Annotated in this window: 21 protein-coding genes; 18 read left to right on the plus strand and 3 right to left on the minus strand. The window is 66.6% G+C overall.

Translation table 11 applies throughout. The features are described 5' to 3' along the window. Positions 1-10 precede the first annotated feature (10 nt). The 18 genes from BN973_RS27830 to BN973_RS27915 all read left to right on the plus strand — a co-directional run bounded on the left by BN973_RS27830 (position 11) and on the right by BN973_RS27915 (position 22,421). Positions 11-1,840: a hypothetical protein gene (locus BN973_RS27830; protein WP_225337322.1), complete on the plus strand. Its 1,830-nt coding sequence runs from the start codon at positions 11-13 to the stop codon at positions 1,838-1,840. A gap of 16 nt (positions 1,841-1,856) precedes the next feature. After that, on the plus strand, positions 1,857-2,993 hold the full coding sequence (locus tag BN973_RS30160; RefSeq protein WP_051641675.1) for a C40 family peptidase: 1,137 nt from the start codon (positions 1,857-1,859) through the stop codon (positions 2,991-2,993). 28 nt (positions 2,994-3,021) lie between these two features. Beyond that, positions 3,022-3,669 (plus strand): hypothetical protein, encoded by a 648-nt coding sequence (locus BN973_RS27840; protein ID WP_133259259.1) that lies wholly within the window; start codon positions 3,022-3,024, stop codon positions 3,667-3,669. Beyond that, positions 3,669-6,413 (plus strand): FtsK/SpoIIIE domain-containing protein, encoded by a 2,745-nt coding sequence (locus BN973_RS27845; RefSeq protein WP_036473444.1) that lies wholly within the window; start codon positions 3,669-3,671, stop codon positions 6,411-6,413. The genes BN973_RS27840 and BN973_RS27845 overlap by 1 nt, the downstream gene beginning before the upstream one ends. Before the next feature lie 17 nt (positions 6,414-6,430). Beyond that, positions 6,431-6,844: a hypothetical protein gene (locus BN973_RS27850; protein ID WP_036473446.1), complete on the plus strand. Its 414-nt coding sequence runs from the start codon at positions 6,431-6,433 to the stop codon at positions 6,842-6,844. Continuing rightward, positions 6,844-7,038 carry a hypothetical protein gene (locus BN973_RS27855; protein ID WP_036473449.1) on the plus strand — a complete coding sequence of 65 codons (195 nt, stop codon included), beginning with the start codon at positions 6,844-6,846 and terminating at the stop codon, positions 7,036-7,038. The genes BN973_RS27850 and BN973_RS27855 overlap by 1 nt, the downstream gene beginning before the upstream one ends. Then, positions 7,038-7,916: a hypothetical protein gene (locus BN973_RS27860; protein ID WP_036473452.1), complete on the plus strand. Its 879-nt coding sequence runs from the start codon at positions 7,038-7,040 to the stop codon at positions 7,914-7,916. Before BN973_RS27855 ends, BN973_RS27860 begins: the two co-directional genes overlap by 1 nt. A 21-nt stretch (positions 7,917-7,937) precedes the next feature. Further along, on the plus strand, positions 7,938-9,836 hold the full coding sequence (locus BN973_RS27865) for a hypothetical protein (RefSeq protein ID WP_036473453.1): 1,899 nt from the start codon (positions 7,938-7,940) through the stop codon (positions 9,834-9,836). 10 nt (positions 9,837-9,846) lie between these two features. After that, positions 9,847-10,080 (plus strand): hypothetical protein, encoded by a 234-nt coding sequence (locus tag BN973_RS27870; RefSeq protein ID WP_036473454.1) that lies wholly within the window; start codon positions 9,847-9,849, stop codon positions 10,078-10,080. A gap of 13 nt (positions 10,081-10,093) precedes the next feature. Further along, positions 10,094-11,698 (plus strand): PPE domain-containing protein, encoded by a 1,605-nt coding sequence (locus tag BN973_RS27875; protein WP_036473456.1) that lies wholly within the window; start codon positions 10,094-10,096, stop codon positions 11,696-11,698. Between the two features lie 176 nt (positions 11,699-11,874). Next, positions 11,875-12,183 carry a YbaB/EbfC family nucleoid-associated protein gene (locus tag BN973_RS27880; protein ID WP_036473458.1) on the plus strand — a complete coding sequence of 103 codons (309 nt, stop codon included), beginning with the start codon at positions 11,875-11,877 and terminating at the stop codon, positions 12,181-12,183. Then, positions 12,180-14,120 (plus strand): type VII secretion AAA-ATPase EccA, encoded by a 1,941-nt coding sequence (gene eccA / locus BN973_RS27885; protein ID WP_081285072.1) that lies wholly within the window; start codon positions 12,180-12,182, stop codon positions 14,118-14,120. Before BN973_RS27880 ends, eccA begins: the two co-directional genes overlap by 4 nt. Next, positions 14,117-15,640 (plus strand): type VII secretion protein EccB, encoded by a 1,524-nt coding sequence (gene eccB / locus BN973_RS27890; RefSeq protein ID WP_036473459.1) that lies wholly within the window; start codon positions 14,117-14,119, stop codon positions 15,638-15,640. The genes eccA and eccB overlap by 4 nt, the downstream gene beginning before the upstream one ends. Before the next feature lie 15 nt (positions 15,641-15,655). Then, complete coding sequence (eccCa, locus tag BN973_RS27895) at positions 15,656-19,819, plus strand: type VII secretion protein EccCa (RefSeq protein ID WP_051641677.1); 4,164 nt, start codon at positions 15,656-15,658, stop codon at positions 19,817-19,819. A gap of 205 nt (positions 19,820-20,024) precedes the next feature. Further along, on the plus strand, positions 20,025-20,342 hold the full coding sequence (locus BN973_RS27900; protein ID WP_036473460.1) for a PE family protein: 318 nt from the start codon (positions 20,025-20,027) through the stop codon (positions 20,340-20,342). Between the two features lie 27 nt (positions 20,343-20,369). Then, entirely contained in the window at positions 20,370-21,689 is a 1,320-nt protein-coding gene (locus BN973_RS27905) for a PPE family protein (protein WP_036473464.1), read from the plus strand. 97 nt (positions 21,690-21,786) lie between these two features. After that, a complete protein-coding gene (locus BN973_RS27910; protein ID WP_036473466.1) occupies positions 21,787-22,077 on the plus strand; it encodes a WXG100 family type VII secretion target in 291 nt (96 codons plus the stop codon). A gap of 56 nt (positions 22,078-22,133) precedes the next feature. Next, a complete protein-coding gene (locus tag BN973_RS27915) occupies positions 22,134-22,421 on the plus strand; it encodes a WXG100 family type VII secretion target (protein WP_036473467.1) in 288 nt (95 codons plus the stop codon). 141 nt (positions 22,422-22,562) lie between these two features. Here BN973_RS27915 and BN973_RS27920 read toward each other — a convergent pair whose 3' ends face one another. From BN973_RS27920 to BN973_RS27930, 3 genes are all read right to left on the minus strand, one after another. Further along, positions 22,563-24,050, minus strand: coding sequence for a coiled-coil domain-containing protein (locus BN973_RS27920; RefSeq protein ID WP_036473468.1), 1,488 nt, complete (start codon positions 24,048-24,050; stop codon positions 22,563-22,565). Next, entirely contained in the window at positions 24,047-24,631 is a 585-nt protein-coding gene (locus BN973_RS27925) for a hypothetical protein (protein ID WP_036473470.1), read from the minus strand. The genes BN973_RS27920 and BN973_RS27925 overlap by 4 nt, the downstream gene beginning before the upstream one ends. Positions 24,632-24,899: 268 nt before the next feature. Beyond that, a complete protein-coding gene (locus BN973_RS27930; protein WP_023870462.1) occupies positions 24,900-25,499 on the minus strand; it encodes a TetR family transcriptional regulator in 600 nt (199 codons plus the stop codon). Positions 25,500-25,719 lie beyond the last annotated feature (220 nt).

Here is a 25,719-nt window from a genome sequence, read left to right on the forward strand (position 1 = left end):
GGAGGTTCATGTGAGGGACCATCGGCCCAACAGCGGCGGCCGGGTGCTCGTCGACGCCGATCGGCTGGCGCGTTGGGATCAAGGGATTCGGGCCTGGACTCCCGCGGCCGTGCTGCGGTGGTGTGCACGTCACCGTGCGGTGACCACGGCGGTGCTGATTGGATTTCTGCTGCTCGTGGTCGGCGCGGCCCAGGCGAGCGCGGATCCAGGTACCGGCGCCGACACCGGGGCCGGGGACGTGCTGATTTCCTGGATGGGAATCAAAGACTCCGACAATGTGCCGGTCGCCAAATACACCTTGACCCTCAATCAGGGCGGCTGGGACGATCCCACGGCGAAGATCTTTTCCTACGTCGATTCTGTCGTCTACGAGGTGTATCTGTGCGTCACGACGACCGCGCTGTGGCTGATCAAATTCGTGCTCGACTTTTCGTGGTTGAAATTATTCACCGGCCCGTTTCAGACCATCGGTCACGGCGTGGATACCGCGATGGACCGGTTCGGGTTGGCCGCGACCGCCCTGGCGGTCTTGGCGATCATCGCGGTCTGCACGGTGCTGGCCGGCCGCACCGCCAAAGCGGTGTCCAACATCGCCATGGCGATGGTGATGATCGGTATTGCCGCAACGATTTTCGCTAACCCGCTGGCCGAACTCGTCGGCCCCGATGGGCTGCTGGCCAAAGGGCGTGACACCGGTCTGCAGATCGCGTCGTCGGTGTCGGACGGACACATGAGCGACAACGGCGGCAAGGCCAACATCGACGACATGGTGTCACGTCTGGCCGATAGGTTTTTGCGTTCGCCCACCCAGATGATCAATTTCGGGCAAGTCAGCGACTCGATTTCGCGTAAATGCAAAGAAGCATGGTCGAAAGGAATCAAAGACCAGCACGGCGACAAACTCAAAGACGACATTCAGGGGTGCGACTCCAAAAAGGGCGACCAAATGCACGACAAGTCTATGGGTAACCCCGCCGCCTTCCTGGTGCCGCTGTCCATCTGCGGTTTCCTGGCCAGCATCCTTGTCGCCTTCGCCTGCTACTTCGTGTGGCATGTGGTGCGCGCGGCGGTACAAGCCATGCTGTATGCCGCGCTGGCCCCGCCGGCGTTCGCCATCGGCGTGATACCGGGCGGGCCGCAGATGTTCGCGTGGAAAACCCTGCTGGACTGCGCGATGGCGTTCGCGGCGATGGTCATCTACACCGCGGCGTTCGGCGGTTACAACGTGATCCTCGACCAAGTCTTCAAGGAGTCGACCAACGCCATCCAGTCGATCTTTCTGACCACGCTGGTCCTGGCGTTCGGGTTCGCGTTCTTCGGGCCGCTGCGCCGCATGTTCGACCGCAGCCGCGACACCATGGCCGCCAAACTCGGCGGCGGAAACAGCGGCGGGTCCGGCCGAGGCTGGCTTTCCAAGTCCGCTGACCTGGCTGCACTGAAGGGCAACCTGGCGCCCGGCGGGCGCGGCGCCTCGAGCAACAAACGCGAGCCGGGCCGCATCCAACCAGAATCGGACTCCTCCAGCAGCGCCGGCGGGGGCGGTGGCGGCGCCGGTCCAGACGGCGGCGACGGACCTGGATCCGGGCCGGCATCCATCAGCGACCCCGCAGCAGGTGGCGCAGGCGCATCGGGGGCAGGCCGCGCCGGCGGCGACGCCGACACCTCCTCGGATGCCGGCGGCCACCAGCGTGCGCCGCAGCCAGCCGAACCGGCGGTCGTGGTCAGCGATGCCAGCCGAGTTCACGACCGGCTGGCCGAAGCGGTCCGGATCTACCGCGCCAGCCGCGGCGGGGGCGGGGGCGGCCGCGAGGGCCGCCACGCGTTGTCTGAGGCTGCCTGACTAGGGCCGGGCACTGATGGAACCGATGGAATGGGTGGCGATCGCCCGCACGGTATGGGCGCATCGCCGCAAGCTCTACGCCGCGCTGGCGTTGCTGGCGCCGTTCGCGTTGACCGCGCTGCTGGTGATCTTCGTGGTGTTCCTCGGTGGCGGGGCGCCGCCGGCCACGGCGGGGCTGACCCCGCAGTGCCAGCACCAGCTGCAGTCCCAGGGAATCAGCCCCGACACCGGGGTGTCGTTTGGGCCGGGCCCGATCAACAACGGCAAAGCTGTCATCGCCGCCGGCCTGCAGATGAAGGTGCCCGAGAAGGGCATCATCATCGGCTTGGCGGTGGGCATGGAGGAATCCGGGCTGCGGAACCTGGCCAACTCCAATGTGCCCGAATCGATGGGCATTCCCCATGAGGGCGTGGGACACGACCACAAGTCGGTCGGAATCATGCAGCAACAACCATGGTGGGGCAGCCTGCGTGACCTGATGACCCCCGGCGTTGCGGCTCAAAAGTTCTTCGCCAAGCTGCTCAAAGTCGGCGGCTGGCAGAACATGGCCCCCACGGTGGCCGCCCAAGCAGTCCAAGGATCGGCCTTTCCCGACGCCTACGCCGCATTCGTGACACAGGCAACCGCGTTCTACCGCCAGCACTTACACGAAGTGATGGCCAGCTCTGGTCATCCCACCCCGCCGGAGTCCACCAAAGACGACAGCGGCCGCGACATCTGCGGTGTGGTACGCGATCCGCACGCCGGCGCGCCGAGCAACCTGGGGCCCGGCACCGCGGCCGGGGTGGCCGCCGCGCGAGCCGCAGAAGCCCAGATCGGGCTGCCCTATGTGTGGGGCGGCGGAAACACCAACGGCCCCACCGGGGGCGGATTCGACTGCTCAGGTCTGGTGCTCTACGCCATCTACCAAGCCTCAGGACACCGAATTGTGTTGCCCCACTTGACCTACGACATGGTCCACTACGGCAGCATCGTCCCACGTACCGCCGTGCAGCCAGGCGATCTGGTGTTTTTGAACCCCGACTCCCGCGGGCCCGGACACGTGGCCATGGTGGTCAACCCCACCACGATCGTGGAAGCCCAAGACTTCGGGATCCCGGTGAAGCTCTCACCGTTTCCCTCCCGCTTCGTCGTCATCAAACGCGTCCTATGACCGAGAAAAGAGGCAGGCTGACATGAACATGAGCACACAGCAGCGATCACTGCGAGCCCGATGGTGGCGCCTGCGGTGGTGGATGCGGCGGGTCCCGCTGCGTCTGCGCCTGGGAGTGATCGCCGGCATCGTCGCCGTGGCGGGATTGTGCTGGCAGTACAGCACCCACCACGGTGAGACCGCCGCCAGCGAGCGCCACCAGCAGCGGCCAGCCGCCAGCGCCACCCCCGCGCCGGCGCCGGCGGCCCCGCCTGCTGACTACGGCGACAACCCTGCGGTGGACCAGCTGCCGGCACCCACCGTGGCGCCGCAGCTGGCCTCGATCGACGCCGCTCGGGCCCTCGCCGCGCGGTTCGCCACCAATTTCGCCTCCCCGAACGACAATCACGACGACTGGTTGGCCCGCATCAGCCCCGATGTGTCGCAGCAGCTGATCGAGCAATACCGGCTCACCGATATCCGCAACGTCCCCCAGGCCGCGGTGAGCTCGCTGGACGGGCCGCTCGACGAGCTGCCCGGCGCCGTGGCGTTTCGCGCCACCTACAACGACGGGTCCCAGATCGAAATCCGTCTGGCGCTGGCAGCAGACGGCTGGAAGGTCGCCAACGTGGTGCCGGTCAACTCCGACACCACGCCGGCGCCGGCCTCCTCCTCCCCGGGCCCGGGGGTGCGGTGATGGCAGCGAACAAGACAGCTCCCGGCGCCAAGGCTGACACCAGGACGGCGCCGCCGCCGCGGCCCTACGCGATCAACAACGCCGAGCTCAAACGCCCCCACATCGCCGGCGAATCCGCGGCCGAGCAGAAGCAGGCCGCCCAAGGGTGGCGGTGGATCATCCTGTCCGCGCTGGCTGTGGTCGCGCTACTGACCTACACCAAGATCTGGCCAGCGGCCCAGCACCTGCTCTATTCGCCCTCACCGGTGCGCGACTACCTGCTGCCCCCCTCAGCCAACCCGATCTACGTCGTCGCCGGCGTGGGCGTGGGCTGGTTTTGGATCTTGTTCATCGCCGCCCCGGCGATCGCCGCGGCGGCGGCCGCACTGTGGTGGGCCATGCTGGCGTGGTCCAACCACCGCGCCCGCACCGGCCATCTGGGCCAGCTGCGTGCCGGACAGGCCTGGACCGGTGAGCAGTACCCCACGGTGCCGCTGATTGTGGGAGGCGCTGGTGTGACCCTGGCCCTGGCCGGGGCCCTGTTGCGCTGGGCCGGGCCCGCGGCGAGCACCCTGCCTGGTCGGCTGGTGGTCGTTGCGCTATTGGTCGCGGCCGGCTACGGGTTCACCCAATTCGCCTGGTGGGCGTACCTGCGCGGCACCATCACCCGCCAGATCAACAAGGTCACCTACCTGGCGTCGTTCACGCTGGGATGGACCGATGACCTGCGAGCTGGCCGCGTCAAGGTCATACGCTGCGCCTACCCGCGCCGGCAAAAAGCATTCCCCAAGGTGGTCAAGCTGCTCTACAGCCAGCATCCCCGAGCAGTCGGCGACGACCTCATCGCCGAAGTCGGCGCGGTGCTGCGCGAGGTCACCGGCCACACCTACACCCTTGAACATGAGGCGTTGACCCGCACACTGACCGCCACCCACACCGTGACCGTCGATGAGCACGACGCCGTCGACGACGCCGAAACGGTGCTCGCTCCGCTGGTCGCCTCCTGGTTTGATGCGGCAGCCCACATCGCCTCGGTGACCGTGGACACCCCAGCCCCGGTGACCGACGAGGCTGACGGGCAGGCCGCCAGCAGCCCGCCCGCCGATGTCGATGAGGAGCTGGCGCAACGAGCGGCCGCCACCGGCAACGACGCCATCGCCTCGCGGATCCGCGAATTCACCGTCGGCTTCGCCTACAACCTGAAGGTCAGCTCGGCCTATCGCCGCGGAGTCATCGAAGGCATGGTCTCTGATGCGCTCGGAGGATCCTGGGAAGCCGAATGGAGCATGGCCTCGCGGCGGGTGCGGTTCGTGCGCAGCCCCGGCCTTCCCGTCCTGGTCGACCCGCCGCTGCAATTCCCCACGGTCACCCGGGCGACCATCCGTTCCCTGTACAAGCACACGGTCATCCCGTTCGGCGTCGACGCCTACGGCAACACCATCAGCTGGGACTTCAAACAGTCCCCGCACATGCTCATCGCCGGCCAGACCTCCTCGGGCAAGACGTCGGCGCTGATGACAGTGGCCACGCAGTGCGCCCGGCGGGGTTTCAACGTGGTCGAAATCGACCCGAAGGGCTTCGACTCCCCAGGGATGCGGGATTGGCCGAACGTGTCGCTGGTGACCGCCGGTACCGACGAAGACGGCTTGGTCGGGCACACCGCCGCGCTGCGGTTCATCGCCGACACCATGCGCGATCGGCTCTCGCAGGTCAAGATCAATCCCAACCGCGCCGACGACTTCGACCCCATCATCGTGATCACCGACGAGTTCTCCAACCTGGTGGTGGCGTTGGCCGAGTTCTACGCGACGTACAAGACCAGCAAGGAAAAAGGAGCGCCGCCCACCACCAAAGACGTCGGGATCCTGCTGCGGACCGCGCGAGCAGTGGCCATCCATATGGCGATCGGCATCCAGCGTCCCGACACGATGTTCATCTCTGGTGAGGCGCGCGACAACACCGCGTTGCGGGTGGCGATGGGCCGCCTGCGATCCAAGGACGCGGCAATCATGATGTTCAACGACGCGGTCGCGGGCACCCGCATCCAACCGGGCATCAAGGGCCGCGGCACCGTGCAGCTGCCCGACGGCCGGTTCCGGGAGATGCAAGCGTTCTACACGCCGAAAATCCCGGCCACCGAGGAGCAGTGGGCGGCGTTGACAGACCACGAACGCGCCATCCTCACCGAGCTGCGCAACGTCGACAGCTTCTGGCCGCGCCGGGTGGTCGACAGTGCGCTGCGCGGCTACGACCCCGAGGACGAAGACCAGTCGCTGTCGTTCGCCGACATCCGCCAATCACCGATCGTGCTCGCCTCCGAACGTCCCGACCTGGACCCCCTGAGCGAGCAGTACGTGCGACCGTTGAGCGCGGTCCGCCAGGCCACCATGGACGACGAGCATGCCGACCTCGCGGGGATACCACACGGCCACGATGGGCAGGGCGCCACAGCGCCGGCGGCCGCGTCATTCGGGGCGCCCGTTGACGGCTTCGACGACGACTATTTACCGACCATCGAAGACGAATACGCTGCCGCGATCCCGGTCGCGGCCAACGAGATCACCCACGGTGATCTGGTGGACCTTTCCGTTGACGGTGTCGCAGACTGGAAGTACGTTCACGCCGAGCCTTACCTCACCGAAGATGCTGACGGTCTTGACCGGCTGGTGATCCCCTATCGGGACCTCGATGACGGTCACGACGCCGCCGACATCGAGGTCGATCCCTACGAGGTGATGCAGGCTCGCAAACTGCATATGCACTAGCGACAACGGAGGTGGGTATGGCGCCCAGGAAAAGGAAAAACGGCAGGGCTGCCGCGGAGGCCGCGTATGCCAACCTACTCAAAGACAACACCGCCCTCGTCGGTGATGTCGGAGAAACCTGGGACGCCTACGTGGCCCAGCTCCACGACGCGGCGGCGGCACGGGAGCGCTACGAAGAGGCGCGCGCCGCGGCGGTCAAAGGTGGTGCGGTCACCAACGATCAACTCGACCAAATGGGCTACAAGAAAACCGCCAAGTTGCCCACACCGCCGCCCAGAACCCCGGCCGGCCCCACCTCGCAGAGCTCGCCGGGGTCCAAGCCGGATGCCCCCGCGGGGCGGCCCGAGCCATCTTCTGATTCACACACCAACGGTGTATCAGCCGAGCCGGCGTTGGCCTCGGTGGGCGCCGCCAACCGAGGGGAGTACTGATGAGTGCGATCGACGCGCTGGTCCAAGAGTCTCAGGAGCAGCACCGCCGCTACTACGACCTGTTCGGCCATAACCCGGTGCGTGGTGACGGGCTGCGTGAGGTCGGCGAACTGAGCCGGCAATGCGCCGAGCAGGCCCGCGAAATCCGTCAACAGGTCTTGGATTCGAACTTCTCCACGGCGGTGCTCGGCTAATGGGCGGTCACGGCGGCCCTTTCGCCCAGTCAACCGGTCATGATCACGTACCGCTGGACGGGTTCAACGGAAACGCCACCGGTGCCGGTGGTGCCGCGGACGGCAGTGCTGATGTCAACATCAACGGCGGCAACGCCATCGCGGGTAACTCCGCAGCCGAGGCCGCCGAGATCGCCGCAGTCCCCAATCCGCAATCACCCGAAGGCCAACGTCAGATCCTGGCGATCATCGAGAAATACCAGTCCAAAAGCGCTGGCACAGTTGAAGAATCGGCGGCCACCCAGCAGGCCAACGGCGAGGACGCCGCCAACGGCGGTCACCACCACCATGGAGACGACGACGGTAAAGACGACTCCAAAGGCGGTAGCGGCCTGATGGACATCTTGAGCCAATTGCTCGGCTCAGGGAGCTCAGGGCTGCAAGGCATGAACCCGTTGGGTCAGGGCATGAGCCCGTTCGGGCAAGGAATGGGCGGTGCTGGCGCCAACCCGTTCGGCGACCCCTACGGTGCGCAGCAGGCCGGTGCGACCAGCCCGGCCGCCAACCCCTTCGCCGACCCGCTGGCCTCGCCGAGCGCGCCGGCGGCCACCACCGTGGGAGCCACCTCAGACCCGTTCTCCAGCTCCCCCACCGGCGCCACCAACGCGACCCCGGCGGGCAGCAACCCCAACGCGGCCACCAACCCCTTCACCACCGCAGACAACCCCGGCGGACAAGGCGGTGGCGGCGGTGCGGGGGCTGTTCCGGCGACCGGCGGCGGCACCAAGCCAGGCGCGAGCGCGACGAACACCTCGGGTGTGGACCTGGATGCGTTTTCCGGCGGTGATGGCGGCGCTGTTCCCGCGGACCCGGCCACCAGCGCTACGGGCAGCAAGTAGTCCGGGCACAGCGCGCAGGTCATGGTGTCCACCGCCGTCAGTAGCGTCCCGGTCACCTCATGGTGGTACGGGCAAAGCCGAGCGCGCGACGTTGCGCGGCGCCTGGAATCGCTGTCGGGGCTCTCACCGGCACCGGGGCCCGCCGGGGTGATCACCGCCCGCCGCGACGAACTGACGGTGACCTTCGTCGAAGGGCTCAAAGCTCCCCTGCCCCAGCCGTGGCAGCCCGCCGGCCGCGAAGCCCGCATCGGTTGGGAAGCCGTCGACCCCGGGTACCCACCGGACCCCAACCATCCGGTTTACCTGGTGGTGTTCGGGACCACCGATGACGGTGGACTGGTGGGGTTGAACCTGGCCGCATTTCCCCGGCTGCGCGTCGAAGGAGATCCCGACACCGCTGCCGCATTGATCCGCCGCTGGGTGCTGGAACTGGTGGCTACCCATCCCGCCATCAGCATTGGGATCACCGACGACGTGTGGACGGGGCCATGGACCACCCGGGTGCAACCAGTGGCGCCGGGGTCTGTTCCCGGCGTCGACGTGCTGGTGTGTGGTCCCGGGCTGACCTATGCCGAACGCGCCCAGATCGTGGCCGCGGCGACCAGCCCGATCCTGATTGACCTCGGTCAAGACGCGGCGATGTCGAGCACCTGGGTGATCAACTGTGGTCCCGATCGGCTCGGGCAGATCAGTCGCGGCTCCTCGTCGCGGCCGATGACGGCCACACTGATCGTTCCCAGCGCCGAGGTCGTCGAGCGCTGCGCCGAACTGCTGACCGACCAGCCTGAGCATCCGGTCGCCACCCCTGAAGCGGTGCCGGCCGAACGCGGCGCCGCCGCCGGCGCAGTGCACTGGGATGACTCGGCCCTCGATACGACCGGCCTCGACGAGGACAGCCCGACCACTGGGACTGCAGGCCTTGCCGACAGCGCGCCCCGGCCTGAACCCGCGCCTGGCGAGCAGGGCCCGATCGACTTCTTCGCCCCCGGGAACGCAACCTCGACGCCCGCGGCGCCGACGTTCCTGGTCGCCGACCACCCCGATGACAGCCAAGCCGCCCAACGCGCCCCCGTTGCGGCACCCGCAGACGAGCACCACGCTCCGGGCCCGGCCCCGCACGCTGCACAAGCCGACCTGCCGGCAGCTGCACTGCCTGTTGCCGCGGCGACCGAAAGCCGGCAACAGACCGATGGGCCAGCGCCGGTGATCGCGCCGATGTGGAACCGCATCCTTGGCCAGGTAGTACTGCAACCACCGCACAGCACCCAAGAGCCCGGGCCCCGGGAAAAGCGGCTCAACGAACTCACCGTGTTCCTTCAGCACCGCCCCTGGGCCAGGGCCGATGACATCATCGCCTGTGTCTACGGCGGGGCGGCCTCAGAAAAAACGGTGACCCAGCAGCTCTCCTTGCTGCGCGCACGGCTGGGAGTCGTGCGCCCCGGTGGGCCAAAAGCGTTGCCGCCCATGAGCGATGGTGGCTATCACCTCGACAACGCGGTGCGCTCAGACTGGATGGAATTCGAGCGGCTGGTGGAAATCCTCGTCGAGACCACCCCCACCCCGAACCTGATCGCAGCGATGGATCTGGTCACCGGGCCGCCGCTGAGCAGAATCCCGCCGAAAGAATGGGCCTGGACCAAAGACTTGCGCGAAGAGTTACGTGACCGAGTTCCCGCAGCTGCGGTGGCCCTGGCGCGCCGGCACCACGACGCCAAGCGGTTCGGGGCCGCGGTCGAAGTCGCGCGCAAAGGCTTGTGGTATGACAGCGTTCGACAGGACCTGTGGCAGGTCGCGCTGGCGGCGGCTCTCGAGGGCCACGACAAGGACGCGTTCCGCGCATTGCGCGGACAGTTCCTCGCGACCGTCGCCGGACCCGATCGGGATCCGGTGGTCTTCGATCTCACGCGACAGGCAGGATAAAGGGGCCGCCATGCATTCCATCACTGTGACGCAATTCAAGGACGACGACGACGAGGTCATCACCACTGCCGAGACCGACCCGGCTGCCTTGTCGGTGTCGGTGTGCACCACCGGCGCGATCGTCGATGTCGACGCTGCCGTCAAGACGCTGCGTCCGCTGGGTGTCGAGGGATTCACCGAGTTGTTCCTGGCCTGCGCGCAGGCGGCGTTCGCCCACCGCTACGACCCACTGTTGTCCGAGTAGCGGCAGGGTCGTCATGGGCTTGGATATCGACACCAGTGGACTGCGCCGCGCCGGCGAACTGGTTCACGCCGCCGGTGAGGTCTTACACCAGCAGTTAGACGCCGACGCGCCGCCCTGCGGGGACGATGAAGTGTCCAAGGCCCTGATGGACAACCTCAACGCCTGGCAACGCTGGCTGGTCGCGCACCTCAAAGCCGGTGCCCAGCAAGCATTTAGCGCCGCGGCCGGTATCCACAACGCGGCCGGCGGATTCGACACCCACGACGCTGCGGCCGCGGCGGCCTACGGCGGCGCCGGCGGCCACGCACCAGTGGCCACGCCGGCTGCCGCCCACAGCGGACCGGGCGCGGCGGGCGCTGCACCTACCGGGCCCCCGGCCAACTCACCCGTGCCGGACATCAGCGGCCGCGACGGTGAGAAGCTCGCCCTGGCGCTGCACTCCGGCGCCGGGCCCGCGCCGGCTTTGGCCAAAGCCGCGCAGTGGGAAGGCGTGGCCGCCCAAGCAGTGACCGCGCATACCGCACTCACCGGGGCCCGAACCCAGCTGCTCGCCTCCGGTCACGCCGCGCTGAGCGCACCGCTGGTGACACGGCTGGACCGGGCCATCGGCTGGACTCAGCAGGTCGCCACCCACGCCAGCGCACTGGCCAACGGCTACAGCACCGCCGCCGGCGCCCACACCACCGCCACGACCGCAGTCGGCCACCCCACGGTGTGGCGCACCACGAAAACGAACTTGGCCGAGGCACGCGCGGACCCGTTCGGGGCGCCTCGAGCGCAGGCCTACCAAGCCCAGTTGACCGGGATGCAGCACACCGCCAGAGTCACGTTGACCGGCTATACCACCACCGGAACCGCGGCCAGCACACCGCCGAGCACACTTCCCCCCGGTCCCGGATTGGCCCCCACCACCCCAAACGCTCCCGGCTCACCCACGCCCAACACCGCTGACAAACCGGGCCAAACCGATCAACAAGACGATCCCCACGCGCCGACATCAGGTGATGGCACCCCGCAGACGTCCAAAGCGACGTCCGGGGAAGGATCGGGTTTCCAGGACATGCTCGGCTCCCTCATGGGGGCACTCGGTCCGCTGATGCAGTCACTGGGCCAAGCCAATCCTCTACAGTCGCTGGGCCAACTCGGCCAGCAGCTCAGCCAGCAGGCTGGCAATCTGGCCAAGGCCACCAAACCACCGATCAAGCCCGCCGCGCTAACTCACGCGCATCCGGCAGGAGGTGGAGCCCACAAGGGTGGAGGCGGTGGCAGCCCGATCAAACCTGCCGTTCTGGGCGGGGTCCACTCGGCCGGGCTGACCGGAACCCCGGCCTCCTCGCCTCCTGCCGCGCCGAGCAAGCCGGCGGCCCCCGCCGCCGCGAGCGCCAGCGGATCCGGCGGCATGGGCATGATGCCGATGGGGCGCCACGCTGAAGGCACCGACTCCAAGAAGGTGCACAGCTACGAGCAGCCAATACCCGAAGTCGAACCCGAAGGAAGGCCCGGAGTCGTCGGGGCTGCCGCCAAAGCTGAGCCCGTGGTCAAACCCGAAGCGCACAACGCCGTCAAGGCGCGCATCGCTGCCCGCAAGAAAGCAACCGCGACCGGCGACGACGCCTAGCGGTGGCTTACCCTTGCACCCCCCGCTGTCGCACTTTTGTGCCACGCTAATGGCATGACCGATCAGCCGGTGCGGCCAGCCGCCGCACACCACAGTGCGACCCCCTTGGGGTCAGCTGCGGTGGCGCACCCGCTGTGCGATCCCATCAGCCCACCAGTGTTAGGCGACATCTTCTGATGGATATCCCCCTGCACCCCGCTGTGGTCGCCGAAATGGCGCGCGGCCAGCAATTCCTCGAACGAATCCGATCGGCGCGCCGAAACCTCGAACAACTACGGGTCACGGTGAGCTGCCCCGACGGCGACAACACGCTCGTCTTCGACGGCGACGGCATGATCGTCGAGGCGTCGTTCGCCGCGGACCTGTTTGACCGCTACCCCGGCGACAAGCTCAGTGAACTGCTGCTGGCCATGTCAGAGGAAGGATATTCCCAGGTGTCACAACACGTCAGCGCCCAAGTCGCCGCGGTCGTGGAGCAGCGATGACAAGCAGCGACGCGCTGGACCTCTTCCTGAGCAGCTGCGCAGCCCTAGGCGCCGAGGTGTACGGACGCCGGCAGGTACCCGACAAGCGCGCCGCGCGCAGCGGATTCGAGCGCCTGACCGCGCAGTACCCCGATCAGTGCGACGGATGGCTGGGCCTGGCGGCCAGCGGAGACGTCAGCCGCGCCGTCCTGGAAAACGCCTACCGCGCCCTGGACACCTGCGGTGAGTTGATCACGGCCGGTGACGTGGCCGCGGACGCAATCGATTTCGCCTTCGATACCGGCATGTACATCCAGCTGCACGCGCGCGGCGCCGACGGCGTCATCATGGCGTGCGCGGCCGCGCGCGCCGCCGCTGGTGACTACGCCGGCGCCGGCGAACTGCTTACCGACCGGGTGCTTTCGGCCGTCCCCGGCCCTGCCGGCTGGGTGTTGGCGGTGGTCTATTTCCGGGCAAAACGCTGGCATGACGTGCGCCGGGTCCTGGCGCCGCTGGCCGCACAGGTACGCAACGATCCGTTCCTGCACCAAGCAGTCCAGGTGGCCCTCGGTTTGTCCGGCGCCTATTTGGGCTTGTGGGAGCAGGGATTTGACCAATTGAGCAGCCAGGGGCAGGGGCCGATCGCGGCGGCCAGCGCTGAGGCGCTGCTCGGTGCGGGTTTGTGCGCTCGAGCGCTGGGCCGCGCCGAGGCGGCTACCGCGCTGCTCAACGAGGCCTACGCCGTGGTGGGGGTCTCCGACCATGTGCGCTCGACGATCGCGACCGCGCTGAGCGATCCGGGCTTCGGTATCCACCCCACCACCGCGGCGCGCATCGATGCCCGCAACGACTACTGGGATCCCGACACCGAGCCCGGCGAACGTGACTTCGCGCGCCAGCTCGGAGCGGCTCGCCGCGAAGAGCTCAAGGCCGAAGCCGCCGCCGAGCTCGCCGACTTCGTCGGCATGGTCGACGTCAAAGACCAAATCGCGCGGCTGGAATCGAGCGTGCGCGGAGACAAGCGACGCGAAGCTCTCGGGCTGCCGGTGCGCAACAAATCGCTGCACCTGATACTTGAAGGCCCACCGGGCACCGGTAAGACGACGATCGCCCGGGTGATCGCCAAGCTGCTGTGTGCTGCCGATGTGCTGCCGTCGGACACCTTTGTCGAAGTCAGCCGCTCAGATTTGGTGGACCGGGTTATCGGCGGCTCGGAAGCCAAGATCAAGGCGATCATCGACCGCATCATCGACGACGGCGGCGGGGTGCTGTTCATCGATGAGGCCTATGCCCTCACCGAATCAGATTCGGAGAGAGATTACGGGCGGGTGGTGATCGCTGAACTGTTGCGCGCCATGACAAATCACGCCGGCAAGCTGATGGTGATTGCGGCCGGCTATGCCGACAAGATGCAGGAATTCCGCGACTCCAATGAGGGGCTGCGGTCCCGGTTTACACGCAGCATCAGGTTGCCGTCCTACACCGTCGACGAGCTGGTGGAGATCACGGTGCGCAAAGCCGCCAAAGGCGGCAGCATCATCTCCGATACCGAGCCGCTGCGCGCGGCCTACGCCGAGCTCGCCGCTGCCACCGCCGTGGACACCAGCGGGCGGCGCCGTCCGGCGATGGACGTGTTGGGTAACGCCCGCTTCAGCGAGAACCTGATCCAGTTCGCCGAGGAGCAGCGCGACCACCGCCTCGACGTCACCGGCAAACTCGACCACGACGACACCACCGCCGAGGAGTTGCAGACCATCACCGCCGAAGACGTGAGCACCGCAGTGGCGCGTGAACTCGAGCGGGCCGACAAGGAACAGAACATCAAGTTATCGCGCCACGACCGCAATCAAGGACCGCTCGCAGGGACGGCGGCCCCGCAGCGCGCAGAGCCGGTGGGTTCGGCTGAACCCGACTTATGGCGCCGCGGCGGTACCCAAGCCGACGGAGGCGCGCGATGAGCGCACCGGTCACCCCACGTCCGCGGCGGGGGTTTAAGTCCCGCAGCGTCGAGCTAGGCCCGACCGCGGCGCGCAAGCGGCCCTGGGGATTCGTTACCCGCCACCAGGTTTCGGGCTGGCGGTTCCTGATCCGCCGGATCAGCAACGGCGTCGCGCTGCGTGACACGCGGATGCTCACCGATCCGCTACGCCGGCAGGGCCGCGCGCTAAGCGTGGGCACGCTGATCGCGGCCGTGCTGGTGGCCGGGGCGTTGGTGCTGTCGATCCTCAAACCCGCCGGCGTCACCGGCACCAAGCACGTGCTGGCTGACCGATCCACCAACGCGCTGTATGTGGTGGTCAACGATGAACTGCATCCGGTGCTCAACCTGGCCAGCGCCCGCCTGATTTCGGGCCATCCCGACACCCCGACCGTGGTGAAATCCAGCGAGATCGACAAGTTCCCACTGGGCAACACATTGGGCATCCCCAATGCGCCCTCGCGCATGGTGCAGTCGAGTGTCCGCGACGCGCGCTGGATGGTGTGTGACGCCATCGGCGGCGCGGAAAGCGGCGCAACGGTTATCTTCGGCGATCCGGTTGCCGGCCCAGGACATGCGGCGGCGCTGCCGGCGTCCTCGGCGGTGCTGGCCACCAGCGACGGCGGCAAGACCGCCTGGCTGATCTGGGGCGGCAAACGCAGTCAAATCGACCTGCACAACGCCGCGGTCACCGCGGCAGTGGGGATCAACGCCGACACACCCGCACCGCGGACCATCAACCGTTCACTGCTGAATCTGATTCCCGAATCCGCGCCGCTGGTGGTGCCGTTCGTCGCCAACGCCGGCGATCCGCCCCGCTTTGTGTGGCCGGTCCCTGGACAGACGCCCCCGCCGGTCGCCTCGGTGGTGATCGACCATGACACCAACAACCAGATCCGCTACTACGTCGTGACCGCAGACGGGCTACAGGCCATCTCCCCGGTGGTGGCGGCGATCCTGCGCGCCAACGACGCCTATGGTCTTGTCGAGCCGCCCGCCCTGACGCCAGACCAGGTCGCCAAAGCGCCCAAAGCCACGCCGATTTCGGTCGACGATTACCCGTCATCGGCGCTGCGGATCATGGATCCCAACACCGACCCTGTGACCTGTGGGCAATGGGTGAAACTGGGCGGCGCGCCCACGTCGAGCCTGACGCTGCTGTCCGGGCAGAGCCTGCCCATTGCCGCCGACGCCAAGTCCGTCGGGCTCACTGGCGCCGGGCCCACCACCGCCGCGCGCGTCGTGTTGCCCCGGGGCAACGGCTACTACGTGCAAGTCACCGGGCAGCAACCGCAGGCGACGACCAAAGAGTCGCTGTTTTGGGTCTCTGACCTCGGCGTGCGCTACGGCTTGGAGGACCCAGCAGCCGGCCAGTCAACGACATCCACGGCAGAAGTGCTGGGCTTGAGCTCGCCTCCACTGCCGATTCCCTGGTCGGTGCTGAGCCTGTTCGCCCCCGGCCCCACCCTGTCCAAAGCCGATGCGCTGGTTGCGCACTGATAATGGAGAGCCCTGATGCGAGAACGATTCCCCCATCGGCGCCGCGTGGCCGGCCCCCAGCACAAGGCCAAGGATTTCACCCTCAACCCCCCGCCGGAGCTGCCACGCACCGTGGAAGTCGGCGCCCTCAAGAAGGCGCTGCCCTGGGTTTTCGGCGCGTCGATGGTCGTCATGGTGATCTTCATGTTCATGACTGGGTACCGGCAGATGCAGCCGATGTACCTGTTCTTTGTCGCCATGATGGTGATCGCGCTGTTTCAGTCCATGCAGGCCCAGGGCGGCACCAGCGAAATGTCGACGCCCGAAGTCAATTCCGAACGCGCGGAGTACTTGCGCTGGCTGTCGGGCAAAGGTGAAGAAATCCGGGAGGTCGCGGCCACACAGAAAGCTAGCGCGGAGTGGTCACACCCAGACCCCGAGGTGCTAGAAGCGGTGATTGGATCACCTCGAATGTGGGAACGCGGCGCTACAGACCCAGACTATCTGCACGTGCGCGTCGGACGTGACGAGGTGCGCCTGCAGAGCAAAATCAAGGTCAAACCCGTTGAGTCCGAACTCGATCTGGAACCGGTCACCTACACGGCGCTGCAGCATCTACGGGCCGTGCAGCAATCGATTCCCCACTGCCCCAAGGCGATTGACCTGGCCGGCTTCGGCATGATCACCGTCTACGGTGACCAGGTTGTTTTCGGGGCGATCCTGCGGGCCTGGATCGCGCAACTGGTGTGCTGGCACACCCCCAACGACATCGCTTTGGCGGTGGCCTCGCCGCGGCTGGAGTCGCAATGGAACTGGGCGAAGTGGTTGCCGCACACCGAAAGCCACGACATCGACGGCGCCGGACCAGCACGGTTGCTCGGCATCTCGTTGCGTGACGTCGAGACCATGCTGAGCCCGCTGATCAAAGATCGCGACAAGGTCGTCGACGACAAAGGAAACACAGACTCGGCGGCGGTGAGCAAATCGCACAAACACGTCGTGGTCGTCGTCGATGACCCCGGCGCCCCGCACGAGGTCGTGCGGCGCATCGCCGCACGCGACGGCGTCACGGTGATCGTCTATCGCGCGACCGCCGGCCCAGACCGCGATTACGCGCCCCACTCGCGCGAGCTGCTGCTGCGGGTAGGCCGTGACGCCCACGACGGCGCCGCCGCGGTGCAAATGGACACGTGGCAGAACTTTCGCTGGCAGACCTTTTGCGCCGAGCCAGACGTGCTCGACGCGCACGTCTCCCGGCACGTGGCTCGGCAAATGTCGAAGTGGGACGCGGCGCCGACCAGCCGGCAAAATGCCGAATCGGCAGCCGCGCAGAATCTGCTGGCGTTGCTGGGGATCACCAACGCCGCCAAGCTGGACGTCGAGTCGCTGTGGGCACCACGGATGCTGCCCGTGGGCACCGGAGAGCCAGTGGATCTGTCACCGATGTTGCGGGTTCCGCTGGGATTGCAGCCCAGCGGAGCACCGCAGATGCTTGACCTCAAAGACGAAGCCGACGGCGGCAACGGGCCGCACGGGCTGATGATCGGCATGACCGGTTCAGGCAAGTCCACGTCGCTGAAAACGTTGGTGTTCACCCTTTTTGCGCACCACTCCCCCGACGTCGTGCAGGCCATCCTCGTCGACTTCAAAGACGGTGCCGGCTTCGACGGCTTCGCCGGTTACCCGCACGCGGTTGCTGTCATCACCAACCTCGAGGAAAAGAGATCCCACGTCGAGCGGTTCGGTGAGACCTGCCTGGGACTGCTCGACCAGCGCGGTGTCGCGTTTGCTCACGCCGGTCGCCGAATCAGAGGCGCGGCGTTTGAGTCGCTGCGAGAATACAACGAGGCGCGGGCCACCGCCGCCGGCAAAGACCTCCCACCGATTCCGTTCTTGTTCGTGATCATTGACGAGTTCTCACTGCTGCTCAGGGAGCATCCGGAGATGGCCAAGGTGTTCGACACCGTGTGCCGCAAAGGCCGCTCGCAAGGGATCTTCTTTCTGTTTGCCAGCCAGACCCTCGACCAGGGCCACATCAAGGACATCGACAAGAACACCAACTACCGCATCGGGTTGAAGGTCGCCAGCGAATCCATCTCGCGGCAAGTGATCGGCAACGGCGACGCCTACCACATTCCCGACGGCAAAAACGTCAAAGGGACAGGCTATTTCGTGCGCGCGCCTGGTGCCGAGCCGATGAAATACCGCGGCTTCATGCTCCCTGCCCGCTACGAGCCGCCGACCACCATCAGCCGCAAGGTGATCAACGCCAAGCCCCGCGCGCGGGTGTTCACCGCCGGTCGGGTCGAGCCTGACCCCGACACCGTGATCGAAGAGGAAATCGCCGGCGAATCGGTGATCGAGGGGCCGCCGCGGTCGCTGGTGTTGACCGTCGGGCCGCAGCTGGCCGCCGCCTACGGTAAGCCCTCACCGCAGCTGTGGTCACCGCCGCTAGATGAGCCGATCCCGCTGGACGCCGTGCTGACCGAGGCCGCTGCTGCCGACGCGGCCGCACCGTCAGCGGCCCCGTGCTGGCCGCTGGGCAAAATCGATCGGCCTCGCCAGCTGACCCACAGCCTGCTCAGTTACAGCGTCGATGACGGCAACGTGTCGATCCTGGGAATGCGCAAAGAGGAAGCATCGATGGCGGTGCAGACCTTCATCTTGTCCGCAGCCGCCCGCCACTCCCCGCGCGACGTGGGGTTCTACGTGATGAGCTACGGCGGGCCCGCGGTGGGGACGCTCAACGGCCTGCCCCATATCGGCGCGATCGGCGGCAACGAGCGCAATGAACTGAACTTGCGGATCTTCGGCGACCTCGAGGCCGTCATCGCGCGCCGGCGGCGGATCTTCGACCAGTACAACATCGGCTCGCTCGGTGAGTTCCGGCGGCGCCGAAGCCAAGGCGATGAGCCAGGACTCGACGACGGCTACCCCACCGACCTGTTCTTGGTGGTCGACGGCTGGGACAACTTCCTCGACGACAACACCACGCTGCTGAATCCGAAGAACCCGCACCTCAAGAGCGTGGAACGGTTGGCCACCGCCGGGCGAGGCCTGCATGTGCTGATCTCGGCGGCTAGCTGGTTGAAGTTCGGCAACGAGGTGCAAAACCACATCAACACCCGCTTCGAGCTGAAACTCTCCCAAGCGTCGGACTCCCAAATCAAGCCGCAGAAGACCGACGAGATGATCCGACCGCAAGACCGCATCCCCAAGCACGATCTGGGTCGCGGCATCAACGGTGTCGGTGATGTCATCCGCTTCGCGGTGGGTCGCCTCGACGGCCAGCCCAGCATGGACAACCTGGACGAGAAGGTGCGCGAAACCGTGGCCACCGTGTCCCAGCACTACGCAGGCCACCCCGCGGTGCCGTGCCCGCAACTGCTGCCCGCAGTGGTCACCGTTAGCGGCCTCGGTCAAGATCGGCTCGACGGAGAGCAGTTCGCCCTGGGCCTGCGTGGCCGAGACCTGCAGCCCTTGGTGCACGGCTTCACCCGAAGCCCCCTCGTGGGCGTCTACGGCGACGACGAGAAGGGCAAGACGACGTTCCTCACCCACCTGCTACGCAGCGTGGTCGCCCGCCGCTCGGGCCCCGAGCAAGCGATTGTGTGCGTCTTCGACAGGGGGCTTGGGCTCAGCGCAGAGACCGCCCGGCTCATCGAGGGCGAGGACTACTACGAGACCGACTTCGCCTCCATGGCCCAACGCCTCGAGCAGATGGCGCACGTCCTCGACGGCAGGACACCGCCGAAGGATCTGCCCTGGGAAGAAAAGCGGGCCTGGAAATTGCAAGGGGCGCTGATCTACCTCTTCGTCGACGACCTCGACGCCATTCCCGCCCAGCAGCAGATTTATGACCACGTCCCCGCCGGCGGTGTCCCGGCCAGTGGATCAGGTCGGATGGTGCAGACCTGGCAGCCGATGCTGCGCCATTTCGCCTCTGCCAACGAGGTGGGGTTGCGGGTGATCATGACCCACCGGGCCCAAGGAGCCGCTGCTGCGGAAATGTCGCCCAATTCAGTGCCGGGTCAATTGGCCAACCAAAACGCCGTCCGCATCATGCTGGGTTCTACAGCGGTCAACGACAAGGTCGGTGGAATGAAATTCCAGGACCTCGATCCAGGCCGCGGCTATGTCCTGGCCAGCGGCGGTCAAAACGAGGGATATGCGCAGTTGGCGATGCCCGACCGAATGTAACCGGAATGTTAAATGTGCACGATAGAGGTGTTAGCGTGTTAGTTGCACCTGATGCAATAACAGGCAGTTGTCATGTGTTGGCGGTACCGTGCTCTCAACCGGACCGCCACGGGGAGGCGAATTGTCGGTGGCCGCACTGAGGCGGGGCAGCGACAATTACTACAGGAACAATCGCACATAGTGAAACCAGAGGGGATGTTGTTCCATGCTTGTTGATGTCACACCCGAAGCGCTGGCAGCCGCTTCAGCTCAGGTGGCTGCACTGACCGCTCGTCTTTTGGGCACCAACGCCGCCCATGCTGTGGCCACCGGGGCCATTCTGCCGCCTGGCGCAGACGCGGTGTCGGTGAAAACCGCTGCATCCCTAGTCGCTGAGGGCGTGTCGCACCAGGCGATGGCTGGCATGGGCAACACCCAGCTAGCTGCCTCTTCAGAAGGCGTCGGCGAATCCGGTATCGGCTACACCCTCGTCGACGGCATCCAGGCCGGCGCCTACGCGGCTAACGCCGGCATCAGCGTCTAACTTCGGTTATCTGCGAAGCGTGCACCCATGTCCTTCGATACGGTCCTAGCCCAGATTTGGGTGGCGGCGCCGCCCGAAGTCCATTCGGCGTTGCTCAACGCCGGCGCGACCGCGGCGGGAATCACCGCCGCGGGAACGTCGTGGACGCATCTGAGTGCGGAATACATGGCGGCCCTGGCCGAACTCGAAGGGATCATCGCGGCGGTCGAATCCCAGTATCAAGGCGAGGCAGCCACCCAGTTCGTCGCCGCTCACCAGCCGATGCTGTTGTGGCTGGCCGACGTCGCAGCCAAGGCGGCGTTCACGGCCGCATCCCACGGCGAGATCGCAGCAGCCTACGAGGGCGCTGTCGGCGCGATGCCGACCCTAGGGGAATTGTTCGAAAACCACTTCGTTCACGGCGTGCTGATCGGCACCAACTTCATGGGCGTCAACACCATTCCGATCGGACTCAATGAGGCCGACTATCAGCGCATGTGGCAGCTGGCCGCCGATGTGATGAGCACCTGGGATGGCGCCTCGAGCGCCGCCGCAACCTCCATACCCCCCACCCCGATGTCTCCGGTCACCTTGAGCGTCGGTACCGGGGAAGCCGGTTTGGCGACCGCCGTCACAGCGGGATTCCATACCGCCGGGTGTGGCACCACCGGTGGCGGCGCGGCAACCGGCTCCGATATTGCCAGTGACAAGCTGCTCGCCGGCAAAGCCGCGAGCAGCCCGGCATCGGTCACGGACAAACTGCCACCGGCGCAAAATCAAGCACAAGGGGTCGGCAACCAAGACGGCACCGCCGAGCAGGGGCTGACCCAAAACATGGCCGGCAGCTTCCTGCAGCAAGCCGCATCCATCGGCCCGCAAGCCGCCCAGGGGCTCACCCAAGGCCCCGGACAACTGCTGACCCAAGCCCCCCAACAACTGTTGCAGGCACCCCAGCAATTGAGCAGCTTGCTGGGCCAATTCAGCGGAGGGGGCAGCTCCCTGGGACAGCAGTCGGTGCCGGTCGGCTTCGCCGGCACGGGTGCCCTCGCAGGGTTCAACCCTGCCGGGATGACCAGCCTGGCCGGCGGTGCATTCGGCAGCGGGCCCAGCAGACCGTTGATGCCCTCCACCTGGGGTGCGGCGCCAAGCACCACCTCGTCGCTGGCCAATGGCGCGCGTGCCATCACCCCTGTTGCCACCGGACTCCCCGGCGCCGCCGGCTCCAGCGGCAGTGGTGCTGGCGGCGGCATGATGGGCGGCGGCGTCCACAACACCCGAGCCCGCGGTCAACGGGTCAACACCTACGCCGACGACGCTGTCGACGAGGACGCCGACAGCGAAAAGGAGGCGTACGCAATGACCCGCTAGGACGCCTTCACCCACGCACTGCGGATCGCATCAACTCACGACAAGCCCAACTACCACCGAAAAATCAACATCGGTACGCCAAGAAAGGACACCGACAATGGGACTGCTTGACACCAACGTTCCAGCCATGGTCTCTGCCGGAAACAGCTTCGGTCAGAACGTGGCCATCTACAAGAGCACCCTGGCCGCCGCTGAGCAATCCGCCCAGGCCGCCCAGGCCTTCCACAAGGGCGACTCGGCGATGGCCTTCCAAGCGGCTCACGCCCGCTTCGTCGAAAGCGCCAACAAGGTCAACGCGCTGCTGGCCATCGCCGAGCAGAACGTGCACGAAGGCGCGACCACCTACACCACCGCCGACTCCAACGCGGCCGGCGAATACGTCATGTAGCAGCCCGGGGGTAACCCCGGCTACACATCCACTAGACGAAGCGAAAGGTACATCTCATGAGCCAAATCACTTACCAGTACCCGGCGATGCTCGCGCACGTCGGCGAGATGCGGACCCACAACGCATCTCTGCGCTCGATCGGTTCCACCATCGGCACCGAGCAGGCCGCCTTGGCCGCCAACTGGCAAGGCGACACCGGTCAGACCGCCAACCAGTGGCTGAGCCAGTGGAACCAGGCGCAAGAGGAGCTCGCTCAGCGCCACAACAACCTGGTCGAGATCCACGAGCAGAACACGATGAACATGATGAACTACGACCAGAACGAAGCCGCCAAGTGGGTCTGACCCGGCGCAACTAGCTCCAACACAGACAGGTGGGGCGGTCACCGATACAAGGTGGCCGCCCCACCTGCGTGTTATGCGGCGCCGGCGACTGCTCGCCCACGTGGGCAGCTCGTTGCTGAAGGCGGCTCCCGCTACGACCTGTTAGCCGGCGGTTCGCCACGGGTGGTCGTCCAACATGGCAGCGACCACGTCCACGACATCGGAATCACGGCTGTCACCGCGGCTGGCCAGGCGCTCGTTAGCGGCAGCAATGCGCTGCAGGAACGCGCTATAGACACTGGCTGCAGCGCTGGCGTAGCTGTCGGCGGCCTGCACCTGCGGTGCAGCGCTGTACCGCGCCGGCAGACCGCGCAACTGCTGAGCCAAATCCCAGGCTTGCTGCGCGACTGTGTGCACCAAGACGCGCACTCGCTCAATGTCCCACGGTTGACGCGCTTGCTGGTCGGCCACACCGGCTTCGAGCAGATAGTCGATCTCGCGGACCGCGGCCAACGCCTCTTCGATCGGCCCTGTGTGCGCCCGCAGCTCCGCTGTCGGAATAGGGACGCTCAAGGCAAGCCCCAGCTGTCCCGGTTCCGCGAGAACAGCCGCCTGGGCGTCCGCTCGTGCCCGCGCGACTCGTTCGTCGGCGGCTTGGCGGGCCGCCGCGACCTGCCGCTCGGCATGCTCATGCGCCGCGGCCACCCGCGACTCCGCCTCCGCGCCGATGCGCTCAACGTCTGCCTGCGCCTGAGCTGTCGCAGCCTCGGCGTCCGCGAGCGCCTGCGCGATCCGCTCATCAGCGGCTTGGCGGGCCGCCGCTACCTGCCCCTCGGCCTGACCGCGTGCTGCGGCCAACTCCGTGGCGTGGTCGGCCTGGGCACGTTCGAGTTGGCCGCGGAGCTCCTCGAGGGCTTGTTGGGTGCTTGCGCGTTCGGTGGCGCGTTCGGTGGCGCGTTGTTGTGCGCGTGCTTCTGCGGCGCGGGTCCGTTCGTGTGCTGCGGCCAGTTCGCTGGCGTGGTCGGCGTGTGCCTGCTCGAGTTGGCCGCGGAGCTCCTCGAGGGCTTGTTGGGTGCTCGCGCGTTCGGTGGCGCGTTCGGTAGCGCGTTGTTGTGCGCGTGCTTCTGCGGCGCGGGTCCGTTCGTGTGCTGCGGCTAATTCGCTGGCGTGGTCGGCGTGTGCTTGTTCGAGTTCGCCGCGCAACTGCTGCAAGGCCTGCTGTTCGCCCAGCCGTTGATCGGCGCGCTCTGCGTCCTTGCGTGCGGCCTCAGCTTGGATTGCGCGCACGCGTTCCCGGGCGTCCTGAGCCACACGGGCGGACTGCGCAGCTTCATCTCGGGCCATCTGCGCGGCCGCATCAGCATCCTGCTTGTCCTGCTCGGCTTGGCGGGCCTGACGCTCGGCCGAGACGCGTAGCTGGTCTGCTTGGACGAGCCGCATCAGCGGGGACAGGCGCTTGGGGCTCGAGCCGAAGCGGTTGCGGTGGTCGACGAGCTCACGTTCACTCATCGCCGCGACCCTGGCGAGCTCTTCGGACGCGGGTATCCCGAGCTGTTCAGCGGCGGCCACCGCGGCCATGGCAGCGCGTTTGGTCAACGCGGCCCACTCCTCGATATCGAGGTCCTCGATGTGTTGCTGCAACGTGGTCATCGGCGCCGCCTTCTGCCGCCCGTGCTGGCCTGCTGGCGTGAAGCGCTGGGCGTTTCATCTGCGGCAACCTCAAGCGGTGGGTGATCCGGCTCAGGGCTGGATGGTTCGTCAGCGCCAGTGGCGGCCGCGGGTGCCGCGGCGTCGGCGGTTGCCAGCAGTGCGCTGCCTTGTTGAGCCAGCACCCGCGAGAATTGCTTGAGCTGCACCGCTGCGGCGGCCGCCAAGGTGGCGTCTTCGAGCTGGCGTGCCTCACTGAGCAGGCCTTGTAGAACCGTCAGCGCCAGCTCTGGCCCGAATCCCACGGTGGCATCCGCGGCCGCGGCCGGCTCCATGCTGCCTTTGTCCACGACCCACGCCAGGCGCTCACGGCATTCCTTGATCGCCGCCGCGTGCCGTTCGTCGTCCCGAAGCTCCTGGTGGTGGCGTTCCCGCTGTTCGGATAGCAGGCGGAACCTTTTGGCAGCCTGGCGCAGCGCCACCACCGCGATCAGGGCCAAGATGAGTACGGCGACTAGTGCTGCCGCGCCACCGAACCCGCCTGAGACCAGGAAGTCGCGCGCCGGGGGCAGTTCCCTATTCATTGTGCGTGTTGGCGCAGGTGGTAAGGGTGTCATCGATTGCGCTCGGCATAGCGTTCACACTAGCGATACGTCGCGCTCTTTAATCGCGATTATGGCTTTGCTGGGTTCGTTTAATCGGGTGAGCGTGTTGGGTCGCTGGGCTAGTTGGTTGCCGCCCTGCGGGCGGTCGTGGCGAGCGGTGTCCGTGGGGCCCCAGGCAAAGATTGTGACGGGATCAGATTCCGTCTGCCTGGCCAACCGTATGCCCCGGGGTTCAAAGTAGTCTGCCCTAGTCGAATCCTGCCAGCGTAATTCTCAAGGCCTGTTCCAACTGAACGTGCAGCGGTGGATGTGTCTTAATGTCTGCGCTCAGCCAGCGCCGAAGTATGAATTGTGCGGTGGCCAACCCCGTGTGGACCAGCAGCGAGGGACGGATGTCGGATCCCGCATCGATGCCCATCCTTGTAGCGACGAGCTCGATGAACTTGCGGTCATCGTTGTCGCTGATCAGCGCCGGTTCGCTCAGTAGGTGGGGGGCGGTCAGCATGGCTTGTTGCCAGTAGTGCGGGTTCGGATTGGTTTTGTCCCAGGCGGTTTCGGCAAACAACGCGATCAGCGCGTCGGCTGCCGATTGGTCCGATGGCTGAGCGCCGTAGGCCGCAACGATTTCGGCGACCGTTTGCCGCAACGGCGCGATTAGCAAATCTTCCTTCGTAGGCGCGTAGCGGAAGTAAGTACTGATGGATATCCCCGCAGCGGCAGCGATGTCCTCGGTGGTCACGGCAGCAAATCCACGTTCGGCAAAAAGTTGGTGTGCGGTGCCCTGGATCTGCGAGAACAGCTCGGCGCGGCGCCGGTCCCTTAACGAGCCAGTATTTGCGGAGGGCATGACATCGCCTTCGTCAATCCGACATTCCAGGCTGCTTCCTGAGTTACTGTACGAACAGTAGCGTAGCGAAACCAACAGTACTAGGGGATCTATTGCTGGTGTCGCGATGTCGGGGACCGTGGCAGGTGACGCGGATTGCATGGGAAATAGCGGCTGCCCCACGAATATTCGCGAGCAGCCGCGGCCCCAGGCGCCCGCTAAATCCCTCGCCAGACAGTGC

Origin of the sequence: Mycobacterium triplex, assembly GCF_000689255.1 — a bacterium.
Taxonomy (GTDB): domain Bacteria; phylum Actinomycetota; class Actinomycetes; order Mycobacteriales; family Mycobacteriaceae; genus Mycobacterium; species Mycobacterium triplex.